Below are 23960 nucleotides of genomic sequence, written 5' to 3' on the forward strand. Positions count from 1 at the left end.
CCGACCGGTCGTTGAACAGACCGCCCGCGGGCGGTCGTCTCAGACTATCAGCTCAGCGCCTGCCTGGCGCTCTCTTCCAGGATGTCCAGACCCTGCTGCAGATCGTCATCGGTGATGGTCAGCGGGCAGAGGCACTTGACCACTTCGCCATCCTGGCCACTGGTCTCGATGACCAGGCCGTTCACGAACGCCTGATGGGTGATCTTGTCGGCGATCTTGCCGCTGCCCACGTCGATGCCGCGCATCAGGCCGCGGCCGCGCACGGTGGCGTCAATGCCCTGGGTGCCCAGCCAGGCGGCGATCTTGCCGAAGCGTTTGGCGACGATATCGCCCTTGCGCTGCACGTCATTGGCGAAGCTATCGTCGCGCCAGTAGTGGTTCAGGGCGGCGGCGGCGGTGGTGAAGGCCAGCGCAAAGCCGCGGAAGGTGCCGTTGTACTGGCCCGGCTTCCAGACGTCGAGTTCCGGCCTCATCAGCACTTGGGCGAACGGCAGGCCGAGGCCCGAGAGCGACTTGGAGTTGGTGACGATGTCGGGTACCACGCCGGCCTCCTCGAAGCTGAAGAACTTGCCGGTACGGCCACAGCCCGCCTGGATGTCATCGACGATCAGCAGGATGTCATGGGCCCGGCAGATCTGCTCCAGGCGCTTGAGCCACTCGGGGCTGCAGGCGTTGATGCCGCCCTCCCCCTGCACGGTCTCGACGATCACCCCGGCCGGCACGTCGAGGCCGCCGGACTTGTCGGAGAGCAGCTTCTCGAAGTAGTCCAGGGTGTCGGTGCCGTCGCCCAGGTAGCCGTCATAGGGCAGAAAGGTGCCGCCCACGGTGGGCACGCCGCCGGTGGCCTCGCGGAACTTGCGGTTGCCGGTGGTCGCCAGGGCACCCATGGTCACGCCGTGGAAGCCATTGGTGAAGGTGACGATGTTGTGGCGGCCCTTGGCATTGCGCGCCAGGCGGATGGCGGCCTCGACGGCATTGGTGCCGGTGGGGCCGGGGAACTGCACCTTGTAGTCGAGACCGCGCGGCTTGAGGATCACCTCCTCGAGGGTCTCGAGGTAGTGGCGCTTGGCCTCGGTCCAGAAGTCCAGGCCGTGGATGATGTTGTCCTCGGCCAGGTAGTCGAGCAGCGCCTGCTTGATCTGAGGATTGTTATGGCCGTAGTTGAGGGTGCCGGCACCGGCCAGGAAGTCGATGTACTCGCGGCCGTTCTCGTCGGTGAGGCGGGCATTCTTCGCCTTGGTGAAGACCACCGGGAAGGAACGTGAGTAGGTCCGTACGTCGGATTCCATGCGTTCGAGGATCTGGGGCTGCATTGTCGACCTCCTGTCGGTCGGTGAGTCACTGGGATAAAAGACGTGGGCATGCCATGGCCGGTCATGGGACCGGCCATGGCGTCATATGAGAGGTCAGATGCGATCGGTCTGGAAGGGACCGATGCGGACCAGGTTCTCCGGGTCGTGCTCCCCGCCGAGCTGGTCGGTGGAGAAGTACTCGCGGCTGTTGAGCGGTGCCTGCCAGCGGTCGGCGAGGCGGCGAAACAGTCCCCAGGAGGCCTGATTGTCCGGGGTGATGGTAGTCTCGAGGTGGTGTACCTCGACCAGTTCGGGGCGTGAAAAGATGGCCTCGACCAGGCGCCGGGCCAGCCCGGTACCGCGGGCCTTCTCGCCTACCGCCACCTGCCACAGAAAGTAGGTATCCGGCGCGTTACTCTTCACATAACCGGAGACGAAGCCGACGATCTCGCCCTCCTCGTTGGTGGCCACTGCGCAGCTATCGCGAAACTGGGTGGCCAGCAGCAGATAGGCATAGGCGGAGTTGACGTCCAGCGGGGGGCAGGATTTGACCAGCTCGTAGATGCCCCAGCCGTCATCCGGGTTGGGCTTGCGGATGAACAGCGATGTACTCTCGGCGCCGACCACGGCGTCAGCCACACTGGGGCGGGCCAGGTCAGCAGAGGGTGTGAAGGGTACGGAAGTTGTCATCATGGCAGGTTTCGCTGTGCGAATTTGACGAAGATTATACCAGCGCAGGCCGATATTTCAAATTGTCGATTATTTTGGAGGGCCTATTCCATAACAAATAATTATGGACCCTGCCGTTACCGCAGCGGGATCGTCTGCCGGAATCAGGTGGCGTGATGGGATCGGCTCTCCGCTAGATCAGTCTAGCCCAGCCTTGTGACGACGGCAGGCCATAACATCGTCGGGCCACCCTGGGGCGGCCCGACACCAGCTATCATGATGCCGTCGGCATCAGCGACGCGTCGGCGTGCGCAGGGTGACGAACTCCTCGGCCCCGGTGGGGTGGATGCCCACGGTGGCGTCGAAATCGGCCTTGGTGAGGCCCGCACGCACGGCGATGGCGATGCCCTGGATCACCTCCCCGGCCTCCTCGCCCACCATGTGGGCGCCGACCACCACATCGCTTGCGTCGTCCACCACCAGCTTCATCAGGCAGCGCTCCTGGCTCCCCGAGAGGGTGTGCTTCATGGGGCGAAAGTCGGTGACATAGACGCGGATCTCATCGCACTGCTGGCGAGCCTGCTCCTCGGAGAGCCCCACGGTGCCAATGTTGGGGTGGCAGAATACGGCGGTGGCGATATTGCGGTAGTCCAGCGGCGCGGCCGGCGGGGTGTCGCCGAAGTGGTGGGCCACCAGGTGCATCGCCTCGGCCAGGGCCACCGGGGTCAGCTCGGGGCCGCCGGTGACATCGCCGAGTGCCAGGACGGAGGGCAGCGAGGACTCGAAACGATCGTTGACCTTCACATGGCCGCTGTCGGCAAGCTCGACGCCCAGGGCGTCGAGCCCGAGGTCCGCCAGGTGGGGTCGGCGACCGGTGGCGGCCAGCACGGCATCCACCTCGAGCACCTCGCCGCTGGTCAGCGTCACCGCCAGGCCGCCCTCGCTCTGATCGATGCGCTCGATGTTAGTCTCGAAGTGCAGGTTGACGTCCTTGGCGGCCATCTGGTCGCGGGCGAACTCGCGCACCTGCTGGTCGAAGCCCCGCAGGAAGAGATCGCCGCGATAGACCAGGTGGGTCTGGCTGCCCAGGCCGTTGAAGATGCTGGCAAACTCAACGGCGATATAACCACCGCCCAGCACCAGGAAGCGCTCCGGGAAGGCGTCCAGGTCGAACACCTCGTTGGAGGTCAGGGCCAGCTCGCTGCCCGGGAACTCGGGCACCCACGGCCAGCCGCCCACCGCCACCAGGATCTTCGCGGCACGGTGGGTCTCCCCCGCCACCTCGATGGTGTGCGGGTCGAGGATGTGCGCCCGGCCCTGGATCAGGCGCACGCCGGCGCCCTCCAGCAGGCGGCCATAGATGCCGTTGAGGCGCTTGATCTCGCCCACCTTGTTGTCGCGCAGGGTCGGCCAGTCGAACCGCGGCGCCTCGGAGAGCTGCCAGCCGAAGCCACCGGCGTCTTCGAAGGCGTCGTGGAAATGGGCGGCATAGGAGTAGAGCTTCTTGGGCACGCAGCCCACGTTCACGCAGGTGCCGCCGAGATAGCGGTCCTCGGCCACGGCGACCCGGGCGCCGGTGGCGGCCGCGGTGCGAGCCGCCCGCACGCCACCGGAGCCAGCGCCGATGACGAAGAGGTCCCAATCGTACTGGGATTCGGTATTCTCGGACACGGGGTTCTCCTGTTGCTGGGGGGCCAGAGGCCCGATACGTCATGGCGGCATGATAGCAGCCGGGCCTATGCCTCGGCAGGCGGCGATTTGACCCAGCGCGGGCCAACCGGGTAAAAACCTTCGCCAATGGTCGTCTGGCCTCCCGCCCCCACTGACTACGAGCGTCCCGCCATGAACAAGGAAATCGAAGGCCTGCTGGAGAACAACCGCGTCTGGGCCGAGCAGGTCTGCCGTGACGACCCGGAGTTCTTTGCCCGCCTCTCTCGGCAGCAGAACCCCGACTACCTGTGGATCGGCTGCTCCGACAGCCGCGTGCCGGCCAACCAGATCATCTCGCTGCCGCCCGGCGAGGTCTTCGTGCACCGCAACGTGGCCAACCTGGTCCACCACAATGACCTCAACGCTCTCTCGGTGCTGCAGTACGCCGTCGAGGTGCTGGGGGTGAGCCATATCATGGTGGTCGGCCACTACGGCTGTGGCGGAGTGCGGGCGGCGGTTGTCGGAGGCGACAACGGCATGGTCGACATCTGGCTGCACTCGGTGCGCGAACTCTATAGCCGCCACCGCGACTCCCTCGCCACGCTGTCCCTGGACGACCAGGTGGATCGCATGTGCGAGCTCAACGTCGAGGCCCAGGTGATGAACCTGTGCCGCACCAAGATCATCCAGCATGCCTGGCAGCGTGGCCAGGCAATATCGGTGCACGGCTGGGTCTATGGGCTGGCGGACGGCCGGGTCAAGGACCTGGACTGCAGTATCTCCGGGCTCGACCAGGTCGAGGCCCTCTATCGCATCGAGGGCCTCGCCCCGGCCGGCTAGTAGCGGTAGCGTCGGTGACAGCTGCGGCAGGTCAGGCTGAGATCGGAAAGCTCACGGGTCGCCAGGCGATAGTCCTCCGCCTCGGCGGCCTCGCGCAGCGCCGCGACCCGCTCCTCGAGGGCCGCAAAGCCCGATTCGAATTCCTCCCACTCCTCCCAGATGCGCGCCCGGGCCTCCGAGCCCCGCCCGTGGCTGCCCTCGATGAAGGCGGGCAGCAGATGCGCGCCGCTGGCCAGCTCGGCCAACTCCTCCAGGCGCGGCTCGGCGCCGCGGGCATCACGATTGTTGACCAGATCGAAGCGCAGCTGGCGCACCAGGCGCTCGATGCCCTTGAGCTCCTCGCGGCGCCAGGTGACGGCGTGGCGATGATCCTCGAAGCGTGGACCTTCGGCGGCGGGCGTTTCGGCCTGCAGCGGGCCGGCCAGCCCCAGGGCCAGCACGGCAATCAGCGATGTCCGCAGCATCAGCATCCACTCCTCCCCCTATGACTCGTCGCTGCGCATCATGCCAGCCGAACCGAGCCCTGTCTGCCCTGCCCAGTGATCGGGCGGAAGGCTACAATGTGTCAAGCGAATGTCTCGGCACGCCCATCCGGCAAGGAAATCGAGACCCTTGATCGAAGGCGAGCTTCCGGCGCTGCGCCTGACCCGGGAACTGGAGGCCGGTATGGTGGTCACCATGGAGCCGGGGCGCTACGTCATCCCCATGCTGCTCGAGGCCCATCGCCATCGCCAGGAGCCATGAACCCGCCATGATCGGTCAGCTGCATCGCGCCGACTTCGTGCCCCCCGCGGGGCTGGCCAACCGCCATATCCAGACATTGCTGCCTCGTCTGCTGCCGCGGCGCCGACTGCCCCACCGGTGGGAGACGCTGACGCTGCCGGACGGTGACTTCGTGGAGCTTGCCTGGGTGATGCCGGGTCCCGAGGATCCCGCCGCGCCGCTGTTCATCCTCTTCCACGGCCTGGAAGGCTCCTACCACTCCCCCTATGCCCGGGAGCTGCTGGCCGCGGCCAATGCGCTGGGCTGGCGGGCGGTGCTGATGCACTTCCGCGGCTGCGGCCAATCGCCCAACCGACTGCCCCGGGCCTACCACAGCGGCGACACCGCCGACGCCTACTGGCTGATCGGCCAGCTGGCCCACCGCTACCCGCGGGCACTCAAGGTGGCGGCGGGGGTCTCATTGGGCGCCAACATGTTGATCAAGCTGGTGGCCGAACAGGGCGGCGACGGCCTTGACCTGGCCGGCGCCATCGCCATTAGCGCCCCGCTGGACCTGTCGGCCAGCGCCGACTGCCTGCAGCAGGGCTTTACGCGGGTCTACCAACGCCATCTGCTCGCCTCCCTCAAGGCCAAGACGGCCCGCCGGCTGGCTGACTTACCGCTGGATCTTGGCGTCGAACGGCTCGAGCAGCTGCGCACCCTGCGCGACTACGACGACGTCGTCACCGCGCCGCTGCACGGGTTTCGCGACGCCGCAGACTACTACCGCCGTGCCTCGGCGGGCCGCTGGATCGGCGAGCTGGAGCTACCGACCCTGATCCTCCACGCCGAGGACGATCCCTTCATGCCGCCGGACTTGTACGACCGGCTGCCGCCTCCCGGCGAATCGGTGCGGGTCGAGCTCGCCCGTCACGGCGGCCACGTGGGCTTCATGGAGTGGCGCGACGGTCGTCTGCGCTCCTGGCTGGCGCGCCGGGTGAGCCGTCAGCTCGAGGACTGGGCGCCGAGCTTCACCGGCCGGCCTCGGCGCCTCCCCGCCGGGCCGCTGAAGGCGGCCCGATAAAGACTCGTCAGCCCTTCAGCCGATCAGCGAAGCGCTGGGCCAGCTTGTGGCGCTTGGGAGGGATCACGAACTGGCAGTAGGCGTTGCCGGGATTCTTGGTGAAGTAGTCCTGGTGGTACCCCTCGGCGGGGTAAAACGCCTCCAGAGGCGCCACCTCGGTGACGATGGGGTCCGCGTAGTCGCCTGCAAGCTCGGCGATCATCTCGCGCGCCTGCCGGGCCTGGACCTCGTTCAGGGTATAGATCGCCGAGCGGTATTGGGTACCCACGTCGTTGCCCTGGCGGTTCAGTGTGGTGGGGTCGTGCAGGGCAAAGAAGATCGTCAGCAGGTCGCGAAAGCCGATCACCGCCGGGTCATAGGTCAGCTCGACCACCTCGGCATGACCGGTGGTGCCGCGGCAGACCGCTTCATAACGGGGTGCCGGATCCTGTCCCCCGGCATAGCCGCTCACCACCTGCTCCACGCCCTCCACCAGGCGGAAGCTGGCGTCCAGGCACCAGAAGCAGCCACCGCCCAGCACACAGGTTTCCGTCGCCATCTTGTGTTCCCTCCGCGGGTTGTCGTTGAAAGCCATCACTCGGTGATTCTCGGCGGCGTGCCGGGACGGCTGAAGGCATAGACCAGGTCCACCGCCTGGGCCGCCCCGGAAACCGCCTGCAGATAGAGGTTGCGCCACAGGGTATAGCGTAGCGTCAGCTCGGCGATCGGCGAGAAGACCCCGACGCCGTAGCTGATGCGCAGGTCATCGGTGAGCTGGCCGCTCACCACCACCTGGCTTTCGTCGCCGGTGCCGGCGGCTTCCAGGCCCAGGTCGGAGATGCCGAAGGCCTCGCCGATGGCGCCCACGGCACCGCCGGTCTGCCCGAGTGTCAGGCCGATCAGCGCCTGGGTCAGGGCCCCGTCGGTATCGCTGTCGTCCGGGGCGCGGCCGCGCAGCAGGTAGGAAAGCGCCCGCGCCTCGTCCATGGCCGGTTCTGAGAAGACCCGCAGCTGTGGCTCGGCGGCGGTGCCGGTGACACGCAGGCCGGCGATTACGCCGTCCTGGGTGACATTGGGATTGCGCACCGCCTCGAAGTTGAGCAGCGGTTGGTCCGGCGGGCCGCTGAACAGTAGCTGCCCCTCGCGAATCAGCAGGTCCTGGCCGTAGGCTCGGAAGCGGCCGTCCACCAGGCTGACGTCGCCGAACAGCTGCACCGGTCCGCTCTGCTGACGCACCTCCAGGGTGCCGGCCAGCCCCGATTCCAGGCCATAGGCCGCCAGCTGCATATCGGGCCCCAGGCGGAGTTCTATCTGCACATCCACCGCCATGCCGGCCTGGGCCAGGGCCTGGGCGGCATCCGCGCCGGCCTCGCCGTCGGGCATGTCGGCGGCACGTTCGGCCTGGCGCTGGGCGCGCTCCTCATCCCTGCGGGTAATGATGATCTCGTCCGGGCTTGGCGCCACCGCGGAGGGTGGCAGTTCGCCCACCTCCAAGCGGGCCCAGGGCACCCTCACCTCGCCGCGCACCTGCAGCAGCGCCGGGGTCACCAGCACGGTCAGGTCCGGCGCCAGGCGCAGGCGACCGAAGGCCGGCAACACTGCCAGCAGCGGCTGGTCACGGCCATCCAGCGCGATGCTGATGCGCCAGTCGTCGGCGCTGGGCCAGGCGGCATCGCCGCGAATGGCCAGTCGCCCCTCCTCGGCGGCGATGAAGCCGTCGATGCGCCCCTGGTCGCCAGCGAGCTCGATTGCGATCTCCCCGTCGCGAACCTCCACCGGGATATCCGCGCCGCGCAGGCGCAATCCCGCTAGACCGATGCGGCCATTCAGCGCGGGCGTCTGGGTCGTGCCGGTGATGGCCACCTGGCCGTCGAGGCGGCCCTCCAGGGCCTCCATGCCCGCCACCAGCGTGCGGTAGCGGTCCAGGCGCAGGTCGTCCAGGGTCAGGCGGCCATCGAGTCGGCCAACACCCACCGGGTCATCGATGACCAGCACCAGGCCGACACGCCCCGCCTCGGCCAGGGTCAGGTCGAGGTCGACCTCGGCCCGGTCCTGGGTGGCAGAGAGCTGGGCAGAGAGACGAGAGGACGGCAGCGACCAGGGCTGGCCATAGGCATCCAGCCCTTGCAGGGCCAGCTCGCTGGCCAGGCGCAGGTCGGCCTGCCAGGCGTTGCCGCCCTGGCGCCACTCGGCCACCAGGTCGAGCTCGCTTTCGCCCTCCAGGGTCCACTCCTCCGGCACCCACGCCTCGAGCAGTGACATGGGCAGCTCGCGCAGGGTCAGGGCGGCTCGGCCACTGTCGGCTGAGGCCTCCTCGAGCGGCTCGCTCAGGCACAGCTCGCCACCCAGCTCTCGGCGCAGACAGAAGGGCTGCACGGCGGCACTGCCGGCAGGCAGGTTGGCCTCGAAGGCCAGCGGCCCGACCAGGCGAATATCGCCGAAGTCGGTGTCGACCTCCAGCGGCAAGAGCTCGCCGCGGTAGCGCTCGCGGGCGCCATCCAGGCCGCCCTCCAGCGTCAACGCCGCCCGGGAGAGTGGCATGCCGCTCTCGGCCTGGGCCGCCAGGGTCAGGCGGTGGGCGGATAACAGACCCTCGAGCCCCAGGGTGATCTTGCTGAAGCGCTGGCCGGCGGCGTTGAGGCGCTCGAGCTCGAGGCTCACGTTCAGGGCCGGGTCCTCGATGCCGCTGATGTCGGCACTCACGCGCAGCGATGCCACACGATGCTCGGCAAAGGCCAGGTCATCGCCGCTGAGATCGAGGTCGAGTTGTGGCGCTTCCAGGCTGCCGGTGGCGGCGAAGCGTCCGGCCAGGGTGCCGCTGAGGTCGTCATGAAGGCTCGCCAGAGCTGGCATGTTCAGCTCGCCGGCTAGATCGATGACGGCCTCGCCAACCCGCCCCGCGGCGTTCAGGCGATTCTCTCCCTGACGGAAATCGAGGGTCTCGATTTCCCAGCGCATCTCGCTGTCGCCCGCCAGGCGGGCATCCAGGGACAGCGGCAGGTCCTGCAACACGCCGCTGATGGTCAGTGTCGGAATGGCCAGATGCCAGCCCTCGGCGGTCTGGGTGAAGCTGGCCTCGATATCGCCGTCCAGGCGCCCGGTGATGCCCTCCACGAAGCGACCGGGCTCGACATGATCCAGGCGGGCTACCGCCTCTACCGCCAGGGCCTCGGCCCAATCGACGCGGCCGCGGGTCACCAGGGAGCCGCCGGCCAGGCTCACCGAAAGCGGTGTCCAGGCGAAGTGTTCGAGATCGCCGCTGCCGGCCAGAGCCACGCGTGTGAAGGGCACATCGGGCCCCTCCACCATCAGCGAGGTAGCCAGCCGATAGTCGGTCAGGCGGCCCTCGGCGCGCAGGCTCAGCTCCTCCACCAGCCAGGGCTCCGGCGCGGCCTCGTCGTCGGGCATGGCGCCGGGCAGCGGCCACTGCAGCAGGTCGCTGGCCAGCGAGGCGGTGAAGGGCAGCGTCGGCTCGAGGGCATCCAGGCGGGCGTCGAGGGCGGCGTTGACCGGTCCGTCGAGCTCGAGCCTGACCAGGAGGTCGGCCAGGCTGCCGTCCAGGGCCAGGTCGATGCGCTGGCCGGCGAGCTCGGGGAGCTGGTCCGGCAGCCACAGGGCGCTCTGCAGCCGCGCCTGCAGTGGATAGTCGTCGCGCAGCGATACCCGAGCCTGAAGGCGGGCATCCGCATCGCGGCTGCTCACCTCCAGCGGATGAAGCTCCACGTCGTGGCCGCGAGCGGAGAGCGTCAGCGCCAGGCGCTCGATGCCATACTCCACGGCGCCTTCCAGGGCGGTGTCCTCCACCAGGAGCTCCGGCACCTCCAGGCGCAGCGGCAGGCGGATCTCGGGCAGTTCGCGGCGGGGCTGCTCGGCCAGCGGCACGCCGGCCAGTCCCTCGAGCTCGGCGGCCACCTCGGCGGGCAGCGGCGAATGCACTGCGATGGCGGCATCGATGGCCGCGGCGGCGATCCGCGTGCCTACGTACTCGGCCTCGCTCAGGGCGAGCTGGGCCCCCGCCGAGAGGGGCAGTAGCAGCCGGGTGCCGGTCAGACGGGTGGGCAGCAGGGTGACGCTGTCCTTCTCGGCCAGCGCGCCGCTGGTGAAGGTGTCCCAGCGCAGCCGGGTGCCATCGGCCAGCATCACCTCCACGTCGTTGAGCGCCAGGGCGCGCAGTTCGACCGGGAACGGCAGGCGAATCTCTTCCGGCAGCACGCCGGGGGCATCCGGCTCGTCCTCGCTCTCCTCCCCCGCCCCGATCCGGATACGGGCGCCTTCCACGGCCAGGGTGTCGAGACACAGCCGACCCTTCAGCAGGCAGTCATCGCCCCAGGCGAGCTCAAGGCGCTGCAGTGCCACCCGGGCCGGGCCCGCCTCGAGCTTGAAACCGTGCAGCACCAGCCGCTCCAGGGGCGCGCCCTCATGGGACTCCAGGGTATAGAAACCCTGCTGCTGCCCGGCGTCGAGCAACAGCCCAGTGCCCCAGGGGGACAGCGCCAGGCCCAGGGCGAGGATGACCAGCCCCAGCAGGGTGAGCGGCAGCACGATCAGCAGGCGAATCAGGGCCCAGAGCAGGCTCAGAACTCTGGACCGATGGCGAAGTGGATGCGCCACGCATTGTCCTCGTCGTCGAAGGGGTGAGCGATGTCGAAACGGATCGGACCCACCGGCGAGATCCAGCGGACGCCGAGGCCGGCACCGGTATTGAGGTCACCGGGACCCCAGGAGTCGAAGGCATCGCCGGTATCGACGAAGGCGGCGCCCCACCAGTCGCCGGTCACTCGGCGCTGCAGTTCGGCGCTGGCGGTCAGCAGCTGCTGGCCGCCGGTCAGCTTGCCGTCCTCGTTGCGTGGCGACAGGCTCTCGTAGGCATAGCCGCGCACGCTGCGATCGCCGCCGGTGAAGAAGCGCAGCGACGGAGGAATCTTGTTGAAGTCATCGGTCTCCATGGCGCCGATGCCCATGCCGGCCACCAGGCGAGTGTCGTCGCCGAACATGCGGATCCACTGGGTCTCGCCGGTCATGCGCAGAAAATCGGCCTCGGAGCCCCAAAGGCCGTCGGAGACCTCGAAGGCGATGCGCTGACGATCCCCCCAGGTGGGAAAGGTGGGGTTGCGGGTGCGGGTGCGCGACCAGCTGATGCCGGGATAGAGGATCACCACCTGTTCGTCGTCGCCGCCCTGGGTGAAGTCCTCGAAGGTGCTGCGCAGGTAGATCGTCTGCACCCAGCGGTTCTCGAACTCCCAGCGCCGCGCCCCCTCGAGGGTCGCCTCCAGGGAGCGGGTATCCTGATTGTCACGATGGCGAAAGCCGTACTGGAAGCGGTAGCTGTCGCGTAGCGGATCCTCCAGGGGCATGTTGTAGACGCCGGCGAAGCGCTGTTCCGGGGCGGAGATGAAGAGGTCATGGTCCAGCCCGTGGCCATAGCGATTGATCCACGGCTGGTTCCAGGAGAAGCGCAGCCTTGGGCCCACATCGGTGGCGTAACCCACCCCCACCTCGAACTGGTGGCGGTCGGCCGGCGTGAGGGTGACGTCGATGGGCACCTCGGGGGGGCCGCGCCGCACCACTGCGGTGGCGGCATCCACCGCCGCCATCTCCAGGGCAGGTGTGTCGGCCTCAGTGGACGAAACCTCCAGTTCGCCCCACCAACCGTCGGCGTCATCCGCGGCGGCGTCGCGGATCAGTGCCTCACCCTCCATCAGCCTTGGGCGCACGGTGATCGAACCGAACCAGCGGGTCTGGCCCAGCCGCTGGTTGTAGCGGGCCAGATCGCCGGCCAGATAGGGGTCACCGGGGGCGAAGGTCAGCATGTTGCGCAGTCGGTCGTGCTCGATATGGCTGCCGCTCAGGCTGACATTACCGAAGCGATAGCGGGGGCCGCTGTCCAGGGCGAGGTAGAGCCGTGCGCTCTCGGCGAAGGGGCGCACCTCCATACGGCGGTCGGTGAAGCGCCAGTCGAAGTAGCCCCGCTCCAGGGACAGGTTGGCCAGCCGTGCCCGCAGTCGATCATAGGGGGCATGGACCAGGGGGTCGCCCTCGGCCAGCGGAAAGGCGTCGATGGCGTCCTGGAAGGGCGCATCCTGGCGGGCATCGCCGGCCAGGCGAAAGGAGAGGCTCTCGATGATGACGCGGGGGCCGGGGTCGATGGCCAGCTCGATGTGGCGCGGCGGGTCGCGCTCGTCCAGGCGCAGCTGGATATCGGGCTCGTAGTAACCGTAGACCCGCATGGCCTCTCGGGCGCGACGCTGGGCCTCGCCCTCCACCCGGACCCGGCTGAACTGTTCGGGGTCCAGGCCATCCAGATAGTGGCGGATGTTATCGGCCACGTTGCCGTCGACGCCGTCGATGCGCACGTCCAGAGCGGCGGCCCAGCCCGGCATCAGGGCCAGGGCGGCCACCAGAGTCGCGGTTCCCAGGCGTATTCCCACATGATTCTCCATCTCTCGACGCCTTCGTTCCGTGCGACTCGTCTTCTTGCCTCGCCGGCCTGCCTCCCTCAGGGACGCAGCGCCTCGAGGCGCGCACTCAGGGCCAGCTGGGTGCGCCGCAGCTCGCCGATCTCCACCGCCAGGCCGGTGATGCGTGCCGTCAGGGCATCGTCATCTCGGCGATCATCATCCCTTGCCGAGGCAAGGGCTTCAACCTCTTCCCCCAGGGCGACCAGGCGCGCCTCCAGGCCCTGCCACTCCCGCTCGGTGGCCTCCTCGGTCTCGGCGAGGCGTTCGGACAGGGCCTGCTGATCTGCCTCCAGGCGTTCCAGGCCCTCGGCCTGGCCGGTATCGGCGGCAAGGGCGTCGAGCCGCTCGTCCAGCGCCTCCAGACGGCGACGATCCTGCGCCTGGGCCTCGACCAGGTCGGACAACCGGTCACGCTGGGCCTCGAAGGCATCGCCCAGTGCCGCCCGCCCCTCGGCGCCGGCACGCTCCAGGGCATCCAGGGAGACCTGGGTCGCCGCCAGCATCGCCTCGCGGGTGGCGGCGGCTTCGGCGATACGTACCAGACGCTGCTGGAGGGCGTCATGACGAGCCTCCTGGGCGTCCAGCCCGGCGGCAAGATCCTCCTCAAGCACCGCCAGCAGGCCATCATGGGCCTCGTCGCGGCGCTGCTGGGCGGTCAGGCGCTCCTCGAGGTGAGTCAGTGCATCGCCCTCCCCCAGCGCCGCATCGAAGCGCGCGTGGACGTTGGACAACTCCCCCGAGAGCCGAGCCAGCTCGGTGTCGAACCGCGCTCGCTCCTCCCAGGCCAGATAACCCGCTCCGCCTCCGGCGGCGATCAGGCCAAGCACCAGCAGCCACAGCGGCCACACCCTCGGTGGCGGCGGCCCGCGCCGGCCCCGAGAGGCCAGGCTGGCCTCGGGGTCGGGCACGATGGACCCGGGATGGCGACGGTCCTCATGGCGATCAGCCATGCTCAACTCCTTCTCAGGCGGTGGGCGCGGGGCGCAATTGGCGACCCCTGCGACGGGTGCTATGATGCCGCGGCACCCTGTACAGCGTCGCTGTAGTGTAAGGTTTTTTTGCCCCACGGCGCACGGGGTCCGGCCAACGGAGCGGCCCCCTTGAAGTCCAGGCAAGGAATACCCACCATGGACGACTGCTGTGACTCACTGTGACGACCGAGGAGAACCTGAATGGCATTTGAACTGCCCGCCCTGCCGTATGACAAGAACGCACTCGAGCCGCACATCTCCGCCGAGACCCTCGAGTACCATTACGGCAAGCACCATCAGGCCTACGTGACCAAGCTCAACGAGCTGACCGAAGGCACCGCTGATGCCAGCAAGTCTCTGGAAGAGATCATCAAGTCCTCCTCCGGCGGCCTGTTCAACCAGGCGGCCCAGGTGTGGAACCACACCTTCTACTGGCACTGCCTGGCGCCCAACGGCGGCGACGAGCCCACCGGCCCCCTTGCCGAGGCCATCAACGCCAAGTTCGGTTCCTTCGACAAGTTCAAGGAGACCTTCAACGCCAACGCCGTGGCCAACTTCGGTTCCGGCTGGACCTGGCTGATCAAGACCGAGGATGGTGGCGTCGACATCGTCAACACCAGCAACGCCGATACCCCGATCGCCCACGGCCAGACCCCGCTGATGACCATCGATGTGTGGGAGCATGCCTACTACATCGACTACCGCAACGCCCGCCCCAAGTACCTGGAGAGCGTGTGGAACGTGCTGAACTGGGAATTCGTTGCCCAGAACTTCGCCGGCTGATCGGCGATCACGTCGGGCGTCGTTGACGCCCAGCAGACAGGAGCGGCCCCGCCATTGGCGGGGCCGCTTGCGTATACGCCGGAAACTTATCCGATCAGGAACCTATGCGGGGAACCTCCTGAGTGCCTTCAGGGATCCGCACGGCGGCCGATCCCCCGATAGTGAAGCCCCTGGGCGGCCACCCATCCCGGGTCGTAGATGTTGCGGCCGTCCAGCAACATGCCCTCGCCCAGCAGGGCGGTCAGCCGTTCCCAATCGGGGTTCCAGTAGACCTTCCATTCGGTCACCAGCATCAGCGCACAGGCACCCTCACAGGCGATGAGGGGGTCGCCATCAAACACCTCCAGCAGCGGCTGCTCACCTACCTCATCCAGCAGCGCCGGAATCGCCGCGGGGTCGTGGAGACGCACCTTCACCCCCGCTGCCCAGAGGGCACGCAGCAGTCGTAGAACGGGGGCGTGATCGATACGCGCAGTGCCGGGCTTGAAGGCCGCGCCCCAGATGGCCACGGTGCGCCCTTCCAGGCGTCCATGGAAGTGGGCCCACAGCTTGCGGAACATCGTCTCCTTCTTGTGCTCGTTGATGTCGAGCACTTGTTCGAGCAGCGCCGAGCGGCGCCCGCTGGCGGACTGGACATCGGCCAGGCGCATCAGGTCCCGGGAGAAATTGGGGCCGCCGAAACCGCAGCCGGGGTAGAGATACTCGTAGCCGATGCGCGAATCGGCGCCCATGCCCTGGCGCACATGCTCCACGTCGACGCCCAGGCTATCGGCCAGGCCGGCCATCTCGTTCATGTAGCTGATACGGGTGGCCAGCATGCCGTTGATGGCCAGCTTGGTGAGCTCGGCGGCGCGGCGCGGCATGCGCTGGATCACCTCGCTGCGGCGATTGAAGGCCCGCAGCAGCTCACGCATCCGCACTTCGGCGGCGGCATCGTCGCAGCCGAGCAGCCAGCGCGCCGGCCGGGTAAAGGTGTCCCAGGCTCGGCCCTCTTCCAGCAGATCCGGCAGAGAGACCGTCCGGCCGCCGCCGCCAAGCTGGGCCTCCAGGCGCTCGGTCTCGCCCACCGGGAAGGTGGAGTTGTTGACCACCAGCAGCTCCCCGGACACAGCGGAGAGCGCCGCCAGCAGCTCGCCCAGGTCGCCGCGTTGCCCGGGCGAGACGGCCAGCCAGACCACCTCCTGGTCAGCGGGGCATCCCGCTTCGAGGGCGTCAACGAGTTGCAGGCTGCCGCTGTCACGAGCCTCGGCAAGCTGGGCCAGCAGGCGTGGTTCGCGTCTCAGCCAATCGGCGTGCTCGAGCTGCGCCCAGGGCGTATCCGGGTGGGGGAGCCAGGTGACGCGGTGGCCCACCGAAGAGAGCGCGGCGGCGGCGGTGGCCGCGGCCAGTTCACTGCCGTGAATCAGTACTCGCATGACGTCAGACCTCGCCGGCGTAACGGGTGAGCAGCTCGCGGAAGCCTTCGCCGTAGCGGGCATGGCGCCGCCCGTAGGCGAGGATCGCCTCCAGGTAGCCGAGCTGATGGCCGCAGTCGTAGGTCTTGCCACGCATGCGGAAGGCGTCGACACCCTCGCGCTGTCGGAGGGTCTCGATGGCATCGGTGAGCTGGATCTCGCCGCCGGCACCGGGGGGCGTCTCGGCCAGCAGCTTGAAGATGCTGCCCGGCAGCGCGTAGCGACCGATCACCGCCAGGTTGGAAGGCGCGGTCGCCACCGCCGGCTTCTCCACCACGCCATCCAGCGGGCGAGAATCGCCGGGGGCGGGCATCTCGCCGCCGGTATCCACGATGCCGTACTTGTAGGTCAGCTCCCGCGGCACCTCCTCCACCATCAACTGGGCGCGGCCGCTGGCATCGAAGGCATCGAGCATGCAACCCAGGTCGTTGCGCGCGAGACCCTCGCCGTCGTCCACCAGCACGTCGGGCAGCAGCACCGCGAAGGGGGTGTCGTCGCCCAGCACAGGACGGGCGCAGAGCACGGCGTGGCCGAGCCCCAGCGGTTCAGGCTGACGCACGCTGATGATATTGACGTCATCCGGCACGATGCTGCGCAACTCGGCGAGCAGCTCGTGCTTGCCTTTGGCCTCCAGGCTCGCCTCCAGCTCGAAATGCTTGTCGAAGTGGTTCTCGATGGCCGCCTTGCTGCCATGAGTGACCAGCACGATGTCGCGGATACCGGCGGCCACCGCCTCCGCCACCACGTACTGGATCACCGGGCGGTCGACGATGGTGATCATCTCCTTGGGAATCGCCTTGGAGGCCGGCAGGCAGCGGGTACCGAAGCCGGCGACGGGAAGCACGGCCTTCTTGATCATGGTGAAATCCTTGTCCATAGCGTCATCGTCAGTGGGTGTCGGCGCGCATGGCAGGCGCTGTGGCAGGCCCACCCTGTCGCGTCGGGTGACTCCCGGCCTCTGCCATGGGAATGCGGCCTCGAGAGCGGGTAGAATACCCATCATGATACCGGACGAGCTTCGACCTGCCACTGTGTCGGCTCGGCAACAACTTAAATTCAAGAAAGCATCTTGATGTCAGAATGGAGAGCTCCGATGGGCGCAATGCAAACGCAGGCGGGTAACGTGGATCCCGGCGAGATCGCCAAGTTCGAGGCCCTGGCCAGCCGCTGGTGGGACCCGGAGAGCGAGTTCAAGCCGCTCCATGAGATCAATCCGCTGCGCCTGGACTTCATCGATGCCCGCGCCGGCCTTGCCGGCAAGCGGGTGGTGGACGTGGGCTGCGGCGGCGGCCTGTTGGCCGAGGCCATGGCCCACCGCGGTGCCCGGGTCACCGGCATCGACCTGGGCGAGGCCCCCCTGGCGGTGGCTCGGTTGCATGCCGAAGCGAGCGGCGTCGAGGTCGACTATCGCCGCGTCAGCGTGGAAGCGATGGCCGGGGAGATGCCCGGCGAGTTCGACGTCGTGACCTGCCTGGAGATGCTCGAACACGTCCCCGACCCCGCCTCGGTGGTGCGCGCCTGCGCCGCCCTGGTCAGGCCCGGCGGCCAGCTGTTCTTCTCGACCCTCAACCGTAACCCCAAGGCCTATGCCCTGGCGATCCTCGGCGCCGAATACGTGCTGCGCTTGCTCCCCCGCGGGACTCACGACTACGCGAAGTTCATCCGCCCGGCGGAGCTGGCCGCCTGGTGCCGCGCGGCGGGCATCGAGGTGCAGGAACAGAGCGGCCTGGTCTACAACCCGTTGACGCGGCGTTACCGCCTGCATCCTACCGACGTGTCGGTGAACTACCTGATGCACTGCCGTCGGGAGGCCGTGTGAGCGCCATCCCGCAGCCAGCGGCCCTGCTCTTCGATCTGGATGGCACCCTGGTGGACACCGCGCCGGATCTGGCGCGGGCCACCAACGCCCTGCGCGCCCACCACGGGCTCGCTCCCCTGCCCTATGCGGTGATTCGCGCCCAGGTCTCCAATGGCGGCAGCGCCCTGGTGACCCTGGCGCTGGGCCTGGCCAAGGAGGCGGCGGGTCACGACCTGGCGCGCACCTTCCTGCTGACCGCCTACGGCGAGGCGGTAGCCGACGAGAGCCGGGTCTTCCCTCCCCTGTCGTCTCTGCTGAACGCCTGGGAGGCCGCTGGCCGGCCTTGGGGCATAGTCACGAACAAGCCCCGGGCCTATGCCGAGCCGCTGGTGGAGGCCCTGGCCCTGGCGCCGTGGGTGCTGCTGTGCGCCGATGACCTGCCGGTGAAGAAGCCCGACCCGGCCCCGCTGCTTGAAGCGGCCCGTCGCCTGGGGGTGGCGCCACACGACTGCTGGTACCTGGGTGATCACGAGCGCGACATGCAAGCCGCCCGCGCCGCCGGCATGGCGGCGGTGGCGGTGGGGTGGGGCTACGTGGAGGAAGGCGACGACTATCGACGCTGGCCTGCCGATCTCTGGTGCGAGACCGCAGAGGCTCTGGTAGCGGCCATCGCCTCGACTGAGATAGCTCCCACCCGCTGACCAGAAATTTGATCTGGTCTCACCTCACGCCGACCACGATAATGGTGTAGATGGCAGCCGAACGTGGCTGCTAGTGGCATGCGCTCTGGCGGAGGGGGCCCGACGATGAAGCGCTGTCCGCACTGCGCAGGCTATGGCATCCACAGGAACCGCCGCGCGCTTTGGCGACGCTTGCTCAGACGGCCCCGTACCTACCGCTGCATCGACTGTGGCATAACCTTCACACGACGGACACTCGAGACGTCGGGGCCGGTCACGCAGGCTGACCATCCCGCCCGGGATATAGAGACGGACGAGGCGTCGAGGGGGGCGCGCCTGCCAAGGCCCGCCGGTCCGAGACGCTTCGCACACCTCGCTCAACATGGGGCGCGTCTTCTCGACCACGCCTGCGGCCTGGTTGGGCGGGGTACCCGCACTCTCAAGGGCCTCCTGCAGGGAGCCGGATTGACACCCATCCCGGTATGGGTCATCAAACAGGTCGATACCGACCTCCTCCACCTCTGTGGCATCGGCACCCTCTATCATCCCCGGCAGCGGCCCTGGGTTGCCCTGAGCGACCTGAGGCATCACCGTTACCAGGGCGGCGTGCGGCTCGGAAAAACCGGCATCGTGCTCAACAGCCGTCTGTTTGCCGCCCTGGTTCCGCTCGAGGCGCTCACCCTGCAGGGCCCGACGCTGGCCCGCTGGGAGGGGCGAGACTGGCGTGTCTCCCAGGTGCCGCGTCGCAGCTGGGAATACGAGGGGCGGCTGGTGGTGGATCGTGAGGCAGATGGCGAAGGCGAAGGGGAGCGACTGATCAGCGGTGAAGACGTCTCGCGGATCCGTGACAACATCGACCCTCAGGCCGCTGAGCCCGGCATTGCCGTCTTCCAGCAGGGCATCGGTCGCGGAGGCAGCTACCGGGCACGAGGCCCCATTCGCCGGCGGGATTCATGATCGGGGCGGCTGGGCGTCGAACTGCTCGCCGTTGTGGCCGCGGCTCTCCGGGCCCATCAGCCACAGGTAGGTGGGCATGATCTCCTCGGGGGTGCGCAGGCTCTCCGGCAGCTCGCCCGGATAGGCCTGTTTGCGCATCGGGGTGCGGGTGGCGCCAGGGTTCAGGGTGTTGGCACGCACGTTGCCCAGGTGCTCAAGCTCATCGGCAAGCACCTCCATGAATCCCTCGATGGCGAACTTGGAGACCGCATAGGCGCCCCAGTAGGCACGCCCCTTGCGGCCGACGCTCGAGGAGGTGAAGACCAACGAGGCGTTCTCGGAGGCCCTGAGCAGCGGCAGCAGCGCCTGGGTCATCCAGACCGGGCCGTTGAGGTTGACCTGCATCACCTGCTCCCACAGCTCCGGGTTGTACTGCTCGAAGGGCGTGATACGCCCGAGCAGCCCGGCGTTGTGGAGGATGCCATCGAGCCGGCCGAACTCCTTGTCCAGCGTCTCGGCCATGTCGTGGTAGTCCTTGAGGGTGGCGCCCTCGAAGTTGAGCGGGAAGATCGCCGGCTGAGGCCCTCCCGCGGCCTCGATCGCGTCGTAGACCTTCTCCAGCTTGGCGATGGTGCGTCCCAGCAGGATTACCGTGGCCCCGTGACGGGCAAAGGTCAGGGCCGCAGCCCGGCCGATACCGTCGCCCGCCCCGGTGACCAGGATGATGCGTCCCTGGAGCAGGTCGGCGGGCGCCTGGTAGTCGATCTTGCAGGTCGTCATGGGGTCTCCTTGGTGATCAGTTCCCGGCCTGGCGCAGGAAATCATTGGCCAGCCCCGCCGCGGTGCTCTCCGGGTAGTCGTCGCGCACGCGCTCGAGCAGCTCGCGGCTGGCCTGGGGATCGCCCTGGCGCGCCTTGAGCAGGCCCAGCTTGTACATAGAGTCCGGCACCTTGTTACTTTGCGGGAAGTTGTCGAGCACGGCGCGGAACTCGCGCTCGGCGTCATCGAGGTCACCCTCGGCGGCGTGCAGCTCACCCAGCCAGTAGTAGGCGTTGGCGGTCAGGCTGTTATCGGGATGCTGTGTCACGAAGCGCTCGAAGGCGCTGATGGCCTCGCCGAACTCCCTGGCCTGGACCCGGGCAAACGCCTGCTGATAGGCCTGCTGGGCCTCGGGGCTGGCGCCACTGGGCGAAGGCGCCTGGGCCACCTGGCGAGCGGCGTCTTCATCGACCTGGGCGGTGGCATCTCCCCCCACGCCGACCGGCGCCGAGACGAGGCGATCCTCGAGGTCCAGGTACTGGTCGCGGGTCTGGCGGCGCAGCTGCTCGAGCTGGTGTCGCAGCTCCTCGACCTGGCCACGTAACTGACGTATCTCCTCCTCGTGCTGCTGTACCTGGTTGAAGATCACCAGGGTGCCGCCCGCCGCCTCGCGGGTTTCCGTCTGCTGATAGAAGGAGCGCGGCTGGGCAGTGAGATCTTCGACCACCGGCTGCTGCGCGACTGCGGGAAGCCATACGGACAGCGGGAGCACCAGGGCTCCCGCGCCGCACAGTCCTTTCAGACCGTGTTTCATGTGTGTCTCCATCGACGCGGGTGCCGACGACTCAGTAGGCGAAGACGACCCGACGGTTCTGGGCGTAGGTTTCCTCGTTCTGACCGCGGGCGGCAGGACGCTCCTCGCCGTAGCTCACCACCTCGACCTGGGAGGGTGACACGCCCTGCACGGAGAGGAAGCGCTCCACGGAGCGGGCGCGACGCTCGCCCAGTGCCATGTTGTACTCGCGGGTGCCTCGTTCGTCGGTATGGCCCTGCAGGACAACGCGGGAGTTGCCGTTCTCGCTCAGGTAGCGAGCGTGGGAGGCCAGCACCGGCTCGAACTCGCTGCGGATACGGTCGCTGTCGAACTCGAAGTAGATGGTGCGCTGCTGGGGGATGCGGCCGTCGGCCTCCTGGCCAGCGGCACCGCTGCCAAAGCCGGTTCCACCGACCTGGCTGCCGGAGACGCCGCTGCCGGCCGCGCCGCTGCCGGCGCCACCACGAGTACCGTCCATGGACCCGTCCTGGGTCCCGCCACCACTGGAACAACCTGCCACGAAGGCCAGAGACAGAGCGACCGCCAGGGTCCTGGCGAAGGGCTTGAGTTGCATTGTGTTACTCCTTGCTGAATCGAAGGGCACGAACATCACTGTGGTCAGTTGAGGAAGGGGGACCATGCGGGTTCACGCACGTCACCCGATGCGGAAGGCAGCCGGAAGGACGCACGCCCATCGGCGGTAACTGCCCCCAATACCCCGTTGTTACCCTGCTGGGTGGCGAAGATTACCATGGTCCCGTTGGGCGAAACACTGGGAGATTCATCAAAACGAGACTCGCTCAGCACAACCAGGCGTCCGCTGTCCAGGTCCTGGCGCGCGACTTGAAAACCATTACCGGAACGGTGGATCAGGAAGATTGCCTCCCCATCCGGCGAGAAGCGCCCGCGGGCATTGTAGTTGCCGGTGAAGGTGAGCCGCTGCTGCTGGCCGCTGGCGAAGTCGTGGCGGTAGAGCTGCGGCCCGCCGCTGCGATCCGAGGTGAACAGCAGGCTGCGACCGTCGGGCGCCCAGGACGGCTCGGTATCGATGCTGGAACTGTTGGTGATGCGATCGAAGCTGCGCGAGGCGATATCCATCACGTAGATCTCCGGCTGGCCGTCCTTGGAAAGCGACATGGCGATCCGGCGACCATCCGGGGACCAGGCCGGCGCCCCGTTGATCCCCTGGAAGGAGGTCGCCCTCACCCGCTGGCCGGAGTTCAGGTCCTGGAGGTAGATGGCCGGACGCTCGGTCTCGAAGGAGACATAGGCCAGGCGGCGCCCGTCCGGCGACCAGGCCGGCGACAGGATCGGCTCCCGGGAGCTCAGCACCTGCTGGCTGTTGCGCCCGTCGGCATCCGCCACGTAGAGGGTGAACTGCATGTTGTCACCCACCCCCTGGGCCGTCACGTAGGCGATACGGGTCGCAAAGGCGCCGCGGATCCCGGTGATCGCCTCGAAGATCTGGTCGCTGATGTAGTGGGCGGCGCCGCGCAGCTCATTCTGATCGGCGGTGACCACCTCGCCCAGCATGCGGCGCTCACCGCTGACGTCCATCAGCTCGTAGCGCAGGCGGTAGCCGTTGCCCTCTCGGCTGGCGCGCCCCACCACCAGATAGCGCACGTCGAGGCTACGCCAGTTACCGTAGCGCACCTCATCGCTCTCGCTGGGGCGGTCGAGCATCTGGCGGCGCGGCAGCGGGTCGAAGTAGCCGCTGCGCTCCAGGTTGTCGTGGATCACCTGGGCGACGTCCTCGGGGAAGTCGTCGCCACCGGCGAAGGGCACCACCGCGACCGGGGTGGCCCGATCGCTGCCGCGGGTGATCTCGATGGTCAGGTTGGCCTGGGCCAGGCCGCTTGACATCAGCAGCATGGCGGTCAGCCAGGAAGTGATAAGAGCTTTCATCAGCGCACGTCTCCCGGTGTGAAACGCAGATTGAATTGACGGTAGTCCCGTTGCAGGTTGGCTGGCAACTGTCGCAGTTCGGCGAAGGGTGCCGCCGCCTCCACCGCCTGGATCGCCGAACGGTCGAAGGCACTGTCGCCGCTGCTACGGGTGATCGAGGCGCCGAACAGCTCGCCGGAGGGGCCGAGGCGCACCGCGATGTCGGCAGTTGCACCGCCCGGCACGTTGGGGGGTATCACCCAGGCCTGCTCCACCGCTCGGCGCACCAGGCTGATGAAACTGTTGGCGGCCTCCTGGCCCTGACGCGCATTGGCGACGGCATCGCTCTCGCCCTCGATGGCGCGATCGAGACCCTGGCTGGCGGCCTCGGCGGCACGCCGTGCGGCCTCCTCGGCCTCGCGCTGGCGCTGGCGTTCGGCTTCCGCCTCGGCCTGACGCTGGCGTTCGGCTTCCGCCTCGGCCTGACGCTGGCGTTCGGCTTCCGCCTCGGCCTGGCGCTGGCGTTCGGCTTCCGCCTCGGCCTGACGCTGGCGTTCGGCTTCCGCGTCGGCCTGGCGCTGACGCTCGGCTTCCGCGTCGGCCTGACGCTGGCGTTCGGCTTCCGCGTCGGCCTGGCGCTGACGCTCGGCTTCCGCCTCGGCCTGGCGCTGACGTTCGGCTTCTTGCTCGGCCTGGCGCTGACGTTCGGCTTCCGCGTCGGCCTGACGCTGGCGTTCGGCTTCCTCCTGCTGAGCGCGCTGTTCTTCACGCTGCTCTTCACGTAGTTCTTCACGTAGCTGGGCCTGGCGCTCGGCCTCCTCGGCGCGGCGGCTGGCATCGGCCTCGGCCGCACGGCGAGCCTCCTCCCGCGCCTGCTCCTCCGCCTGGCGCTGAGCGTCGCGTTCTGCTTGCTGGGCCGACTGCTCGGCGGCGGCGGCTTGCTCTGCCTGGCGCGCGGCCTCTTCGGCCTCGCGCTGCTCGTCCGCCTGGCGCTCCAGGGCACGGGTCCTGGCCGCCTCGGCGCGCTGGGCCTGGTCGGTCACCGTCTCGGTGCTGACCAGGGTCGCCTGGACGATGGAGGAGGAGGTCGGGTCCGGTTCGCTGGTCGGCAGACTGATCACACTGAACAGTACCACCACCACATGCAGCGCCACCGCCAGGATCGTCGGCAGGCCGTACCCCACCCGTGGGTCGTGTCTGGCCATCG

Annotated in this window: 22 protein-coding genes; 7 read left to right on the plus strand and 15 right to left on the minus strand. The window is 68.2% G+C overall.

Going from position 1 to position 23960, the window contains the following annotated elements; genetic code table 11:
• Positions 1-47 precede the first annotated feature (47 nt).
• The 3 genes from ectB to gorA all read right to left on the minus strand — a co-directional run bounded on the left by ectB (position 48) and on the right by gorA (position 3632).
• Positions 48-1313 carry a diaminobutyrate--2-oxoglutarate transaminase gene (gene ectB, locus ACM26W_RS09905; protein ID WP_416140658.1) on the minus strand — a complete coding sequence of 422 codons (1266 nt, stop codon included), beginning with the start codon at positions 1311-1313 and terminating at the stop codon, positions 48-50.
• 93 nt (positions 1314-1406) lie between these two features.
• A complete protein-coding gene (gene ectA, locus ACM26W_RS09910) occupies positions 1407-1985 on the minus strand; it encodes a diaminobutyrate acetyltransferase (protein WP_416140659.1) in 579 nt (192 codons plus the stop codon).
• A gap of 267 nt (positions 1986-2252) precedes the next feature.
• Entirely contained in the window at positions 2253-3632 is a 1380-nt protein-coding gene (gorA, locus tag ACM26W_RS09915; RefSeq protein ID WP_416140660.1) for a glutathione-disulfide reductase, read from the minus strand.
• Positions 3633-3803: 171 nt separating this feature from the next.
• Between gorA and can the strand changes: the two genes are divergently transcribed.
• Positions 3804-4451 (plus strand): carbonate dehydratase, encoded by a 648-nt coding sequence (gene can, locus ACM26W_RS09920; protein WP_416140661.1) that lies wholly within the window; start codon positions 3804-3806, stop codon positions 4449-4451.
• Here can and ACM26W_RS09925 read toward each other — a convergent pair.
• A complete protein-coding gene (locus ACM26W_RS09925) occupies positions 4448-4915 on the minus strand; it encodes a cytochrome c (RefSeq protein WP_416140662.1) in 468 nt (155 codons plus the stop codon). The genes can and ACM26W_RS09925 overlap by 4 nt on opposite strands.
• 148 nt (positions 4916-5063) lie before the next feature.
• Here ACM26W_RS09925 and ACM26W_RS09930 point away from each other — a divergent pair, with 148 nt between their 5' ends.
• The gene (locus tag ACM26W_RS09930) at positions 5064-5195 is read left to right on the plus strand and encodes a hypothetical protein (protein WP_416140663.1); all 132 of its coding nucleotides are present in this window, start codon (positions 5064-5066) and stop codon (positions 5193-5195) included.
• A gap of 7 nt (positions 5196-5202) precedes the next feature.
• A complete protein-coding gene (locus ACM26W_RS09935; protein WP_416140664.1) occupies positions 5203-6237 on the plus strand; it encodes a hydrolase in 1035 nt (344 codons plus the stop codon).
• A gap of 7 nt (positions 6238-6244) precedes the next feature.
• Here ACM26W_RS09935 and msrA read toward each other — a convergent pair whose 3' ends face one another.
• The 4 genes from msrA to ACM26W_RS09955 are packed head-to-tail and all read right to left on the minus strand — an operon-like array spanning position 6245 to position 13624.
• Positions 6245-6775: a peptide-methionine (S)-S-oxide reductase MsrA gene (msrA, locus tag ACM26W_RS09940; protein WP_416140665.1), complete on the minus strand. Its 531-nt coding sequence runs from the start codon at positions 6773-6775 to the stop codon at positions 6245-6247.
• A gap of 35 nt (positions 6776-6810) precedes the next feature.
• Complete coding sequence (locus ACM26W_RS09945) at positions 6811-10827, minus strand: translocation/assembly module TamB domain-containing protein (RefSeq protein WP_416140666.1); 4017 nt, start codon at positions 10825-10827, stop codon at positions 6811-6813.
• Positions 10791-12656, minus strand: a complete 1866-nt coding sequence (locus ACM26W_RS09950) for an autotransporter assembly complex protein TamA (protein ID WP_416140667.1) — start codon at positions 12654-12656, stop codon at positions 10791-10793. Before ACM26W_RS09950 ends, ACM26W_RS09945 begins: the two co-directional genes overlap by 37 nt.
• A gap of 56 nt (positions 12657-12712) precedes the next feature.
• A complete protein-coding gene (locus ACM26W_RS09955; protein ID WP_416140668.1) occupies positions 12713-13624 on the minus strand; it encodes a hypothetical protein in 912 nt (303 codons plus the stop codon).
• Positions 13625-13846: 222 nt separating this feature from the next.
• On the opposite strand from ACM26W_RS09955, the gene ACM26W_RS09960 reads away from it, so the two are divergent.
• On the plus strand, positions 13847-14428 hold the full coding sequence (locus tag ACM26W_RS09960; protein WP_416140669.1) for a superoxide dismutase: 582 nt from the start codon (positions 13847-13849) through the stop codon (positions 14426-14428).
• Positions 14429-14556: 128 nt separating this feature from the next.
• On the opposite strand, the gene ACM26W_RS09965 is transcribed toward ACM26W_RS09960, so the two are convergent.
• Both ACM26W_RS09965 and ACM26W_RS09970 read right to left on the minus strand, forming a co-directional pair.
• Positions 14557-15843 (minus strand): UDP binding domain-containing protein, encoded by a 1287-nt coding sequence (locus ACM26W_RS09965; protein WP_416140670.1) that lies wholly within the window; start codon positions 15841-15843, stop codon positions 14557-14559.
• Between the two features lie 4 nt (positions 15844-15847).
• Positions 15848-16741: a UTP--glucose-1-phosphate uridylyltransferase gene (locus tag ACM26W_RS09970; protein WP_416140671.1), complete on the minus strand. Its 894-nt coding sequence runs from the start codon at positions 16739-16741 to the stop codon at positions 15848-15850.
• Between the two features lie 234 nt (positions 16742-16975).
• On the opposite strand from ACM26W_RS09970, the gene ubiG reads away from it, so the two are divergent.
• The 3 genes from ubiG (at position 16976) to ACM26W_RS09985 (ending at position 19317) form a co-directional block, all read left to right on the plus strand.
• The gene (ubiG, locus tag ACM26W_RS09975; RefSeq protein ID WP_416140672.1) at positions 16976-17701 is read left to right on the plus strand and encodes a bifunctional 2-polyprenyl-6-hydroxyphenol methylase/3-demethylubiquinol 3-O-methyltransferase UbiG; all 726 of its coding nucleotides are present in this window, start codon (positions 16976-16978) and stop codon (positions 17699-17701) included.
• Positions 17698-18381 carry an HAD-IA family hydrolase gene (locus ACM26W_RS09980; protein ID WP_416140673.1) on the plus strand — a complete coding sequence of 228 codons (684 nt, stop codon included), beginning with the start codon at positions 17698-17700 and terminating at the stop codon, positions 18379-18381. Before ubiG ends, ACM26W_RS09980 begins: the two co-directional genes overlap by 4 nt.
• 444 nt (positions 18382-18825) lie before the next feature.
• The gene (locus ACM26W_RS09985; RefSeq protein WP_416140674.1) at positions 18826-19317 is read left to right on the plus strand and encodes a hypothetical protein; all 492 of its coding nucleotides are present in this window, start codon (positions 18826-18828) and stop codon (positions 19315-19317) included.
• On the opposite strand, the gene ACM26W_RS09990 is transcribed toward ACM26W_RS09985, so the two are convergent.
• Genes ACM26W_RS09990 through tolA form a run of 5 tightly spaced genes read right to left on the minus strand, consistent with a single transcriptional unit; the run spans position 19312 to position 23958 of the window.
• Positions 19312-20076: a YciK family oxidoreductase gene (locus ACM26W_RS09990; RefSeq protein WP_416140675.1), complete on the minus strand. Its 765-nt coding sequence runs from the start codon at positions 20074-20076 to the stop codon at positions 19312-19314. The genes ACM26W_RS09985 and ACM26W_RS09990 overlap by 6 nt on opposite strands.
• 16 nt (positions 20077-20092) lie before the next feature.
• Positions 20093-20869, minus strand: a complete 777-nt coding sequence (gene ybgF, locus ACM26W_RS09995) for a tol-pal system protein YbgF (protein ID WP_416140676.1) — start codon at positions 20867-20869, stop codon at positions 20093-20095.
• A gap of 31 nt (positions 20870-20900) precedes the next feature.
• Positions 20901-21443, minus strand: coding sequence for a peptidoglycan-associated lipoprotein Pal (gene pal / locus ACM26W_RS10000; RefSeq protein WP_416140677.1), 543 nt, complete (start codon positions 21441-21443; stop codon positions 20901-20903).
• 44 nt (positions 21444-21487) lie between these two features.
• Positions 21488-22774 carry a Tol-Pal system beta propeller repeat protein TolB gene (tolB, locus tag ACM26W_RS10005; protein WP_416140678.1) on the minus strand — a complete coding sequence of 429 codons (1287 nt, stop codon included), beginning with the start codon at positions 22772-22774 and terminating at the stop codon, positions 21488-21490.
• Positions 22774-23958, minus strand: a complete 1185-nt coding sequence (gene tolA, locus ACM26W_RS10010) for a cell envelope integrity protein TolA (protein WP_416140679.1) — start codon at positions 23956-23958, stop codon at positions 22774-22776. The genes tolB and tolA overlap by 1 nt, the downstream gene beginning before the upstream one ends.
• Positions 23959-23960: the final 2 nt, after the last annotated feature.

It is taken from the genome of Halomonas sp. HK25, assembly GCF_047795635.1.
Taxonomy (GTDB): domain Bacteria; phylum Pseudomonadota; class Gammaproteobacteria; order Pseudomonadales; family Halomonadaceae; genus Halomonas.

What these genes read in the sequence shown, in the direction of transcription:
- tolA (WP_416140679.1), bottom strand. Translation starts at nt 23,958, where the DNA reads ATGGCCAGACACGACCCACGGGTGGGGTACGGCCTGCCGACGATCCTG.
- can (WP_416140661.1), top strand. Translation starts at nt 3,804, where the DNA reads ATGAACAAGGAAATCGAAGGCCTGCTGGAGAACAACCGCGTCTGGGCC.
- ectB (WP_416140658.1), bottom strand. Translation starts at nt 1,313, where the DNA reads ATGCAGCCCCAGATCCTCGAACGCATGGAATCCGACGTACGGACCTAC.
- ACM26W_RS09970 (WP_416140671.1), bottom strand. Translation starts at nt 16,741, where the DNA reads ATGATCAAGAAGGCCGTGCTTCCCGTCGCCGGCTTCGGTACCCGCTGC.
- ubiG (WP_416140672.1), top strand. Translation starts at nt 16,976, where the DNA reads ATGGGCGCAATGCAAACGCAGGCGGGTAACGTGGATCCCGGCGAGATC.
- pal (WP_416140677.1), bottom strand. Translation starts at nt 21,443, where the DNA reads ATGCAACTCAAGCCCTTCGCCAGGACCCTGGCGGTCGCTCTGTCTCTG.
- ACM26W_RS09960 (WP_416140669.1), top strand. Translation starts at nt 13,847, where the DNA reads ATGGCATTTGAACTGCCCGCCCTGCCGTATGACAAGAACGCACTCGAG.
- ACM26W_RS09955 (WP_416140668.1), bottom strand. Translation starts at nt 13,624, where the DNA reads ATGGCTGATCGCCATGAGGACCGTCGCCATCCCGGGTCCATCGTGCCC.
- ACM26W_RS09925 (WP_416140662.1), bottom strand. Translation starts at nt 4,915, where the DNA reads ATGCTGCGGACATCGCTGATTGCCGTGCTGGCCCTGGGGCTGGCCGGC.
- tolB (WP_416140678.1), bottom strand. Translation starts at nt 22,774, where the DNA reads ATGAAAGCTCTTATCACTTCCTGGCTGACCGCCATGCTGCTGATGTCA.
- ybgF (WP_416140676.1), bottom strand. Translation starts at nt 20,869, where the DNA reads ATGAAACACGGTCTGAAAGGACTGTGCGGCGCGGGAGCCCTGGTGCTC.
- ACM26W_RS09965 (WP_416140670.1), bottom strand. Translation starts at nt 15,843, where the DNA reads ATGCGAGTACTGATTCACGGCAGTGAACTGGCCGCGGCCACCGCCGCC.
- msrA (WP_416140665.1), bottom strand. Translation starts at nt 6,775, where the DNA reads ATGGCGACGGAAACCTGTGTGCTGGGCGGTGGCTGCTTCTGGTGCCTG.
- ACM26W_RS09935 (WP_416140664.1), top strand. Translation starts at nt 5,203, where the DNA reads ATGATCGGTCAGCTGCATCGCGCCGACTTCGTGCCCCCCGCGGGGCTG.
- ectA (WP_416140659.1), bottom strand. Translation starts at nt 1,985, where the DNA reads ATGATGACAACTTCCGTACCCTTCACACCCTCTGCTGACCTGGCCCGC.
- ACM26W_RS09990 (WP_416140675.1), bottom strand. Translation starts at nt 20,076, where the DNA reads ATGACGACCTGCAAGATCGACTACCAGGCGCCCGCCGACCTGCTCCAG.
- ACM26W_RS09950 (WP_416140667.1), bottom strand. Translation starts at nt 12,656, where the DNA reads ATGGAGAATCATGTGGGAATACGCCTGGGAACCGCGACTCTGGTGGCC.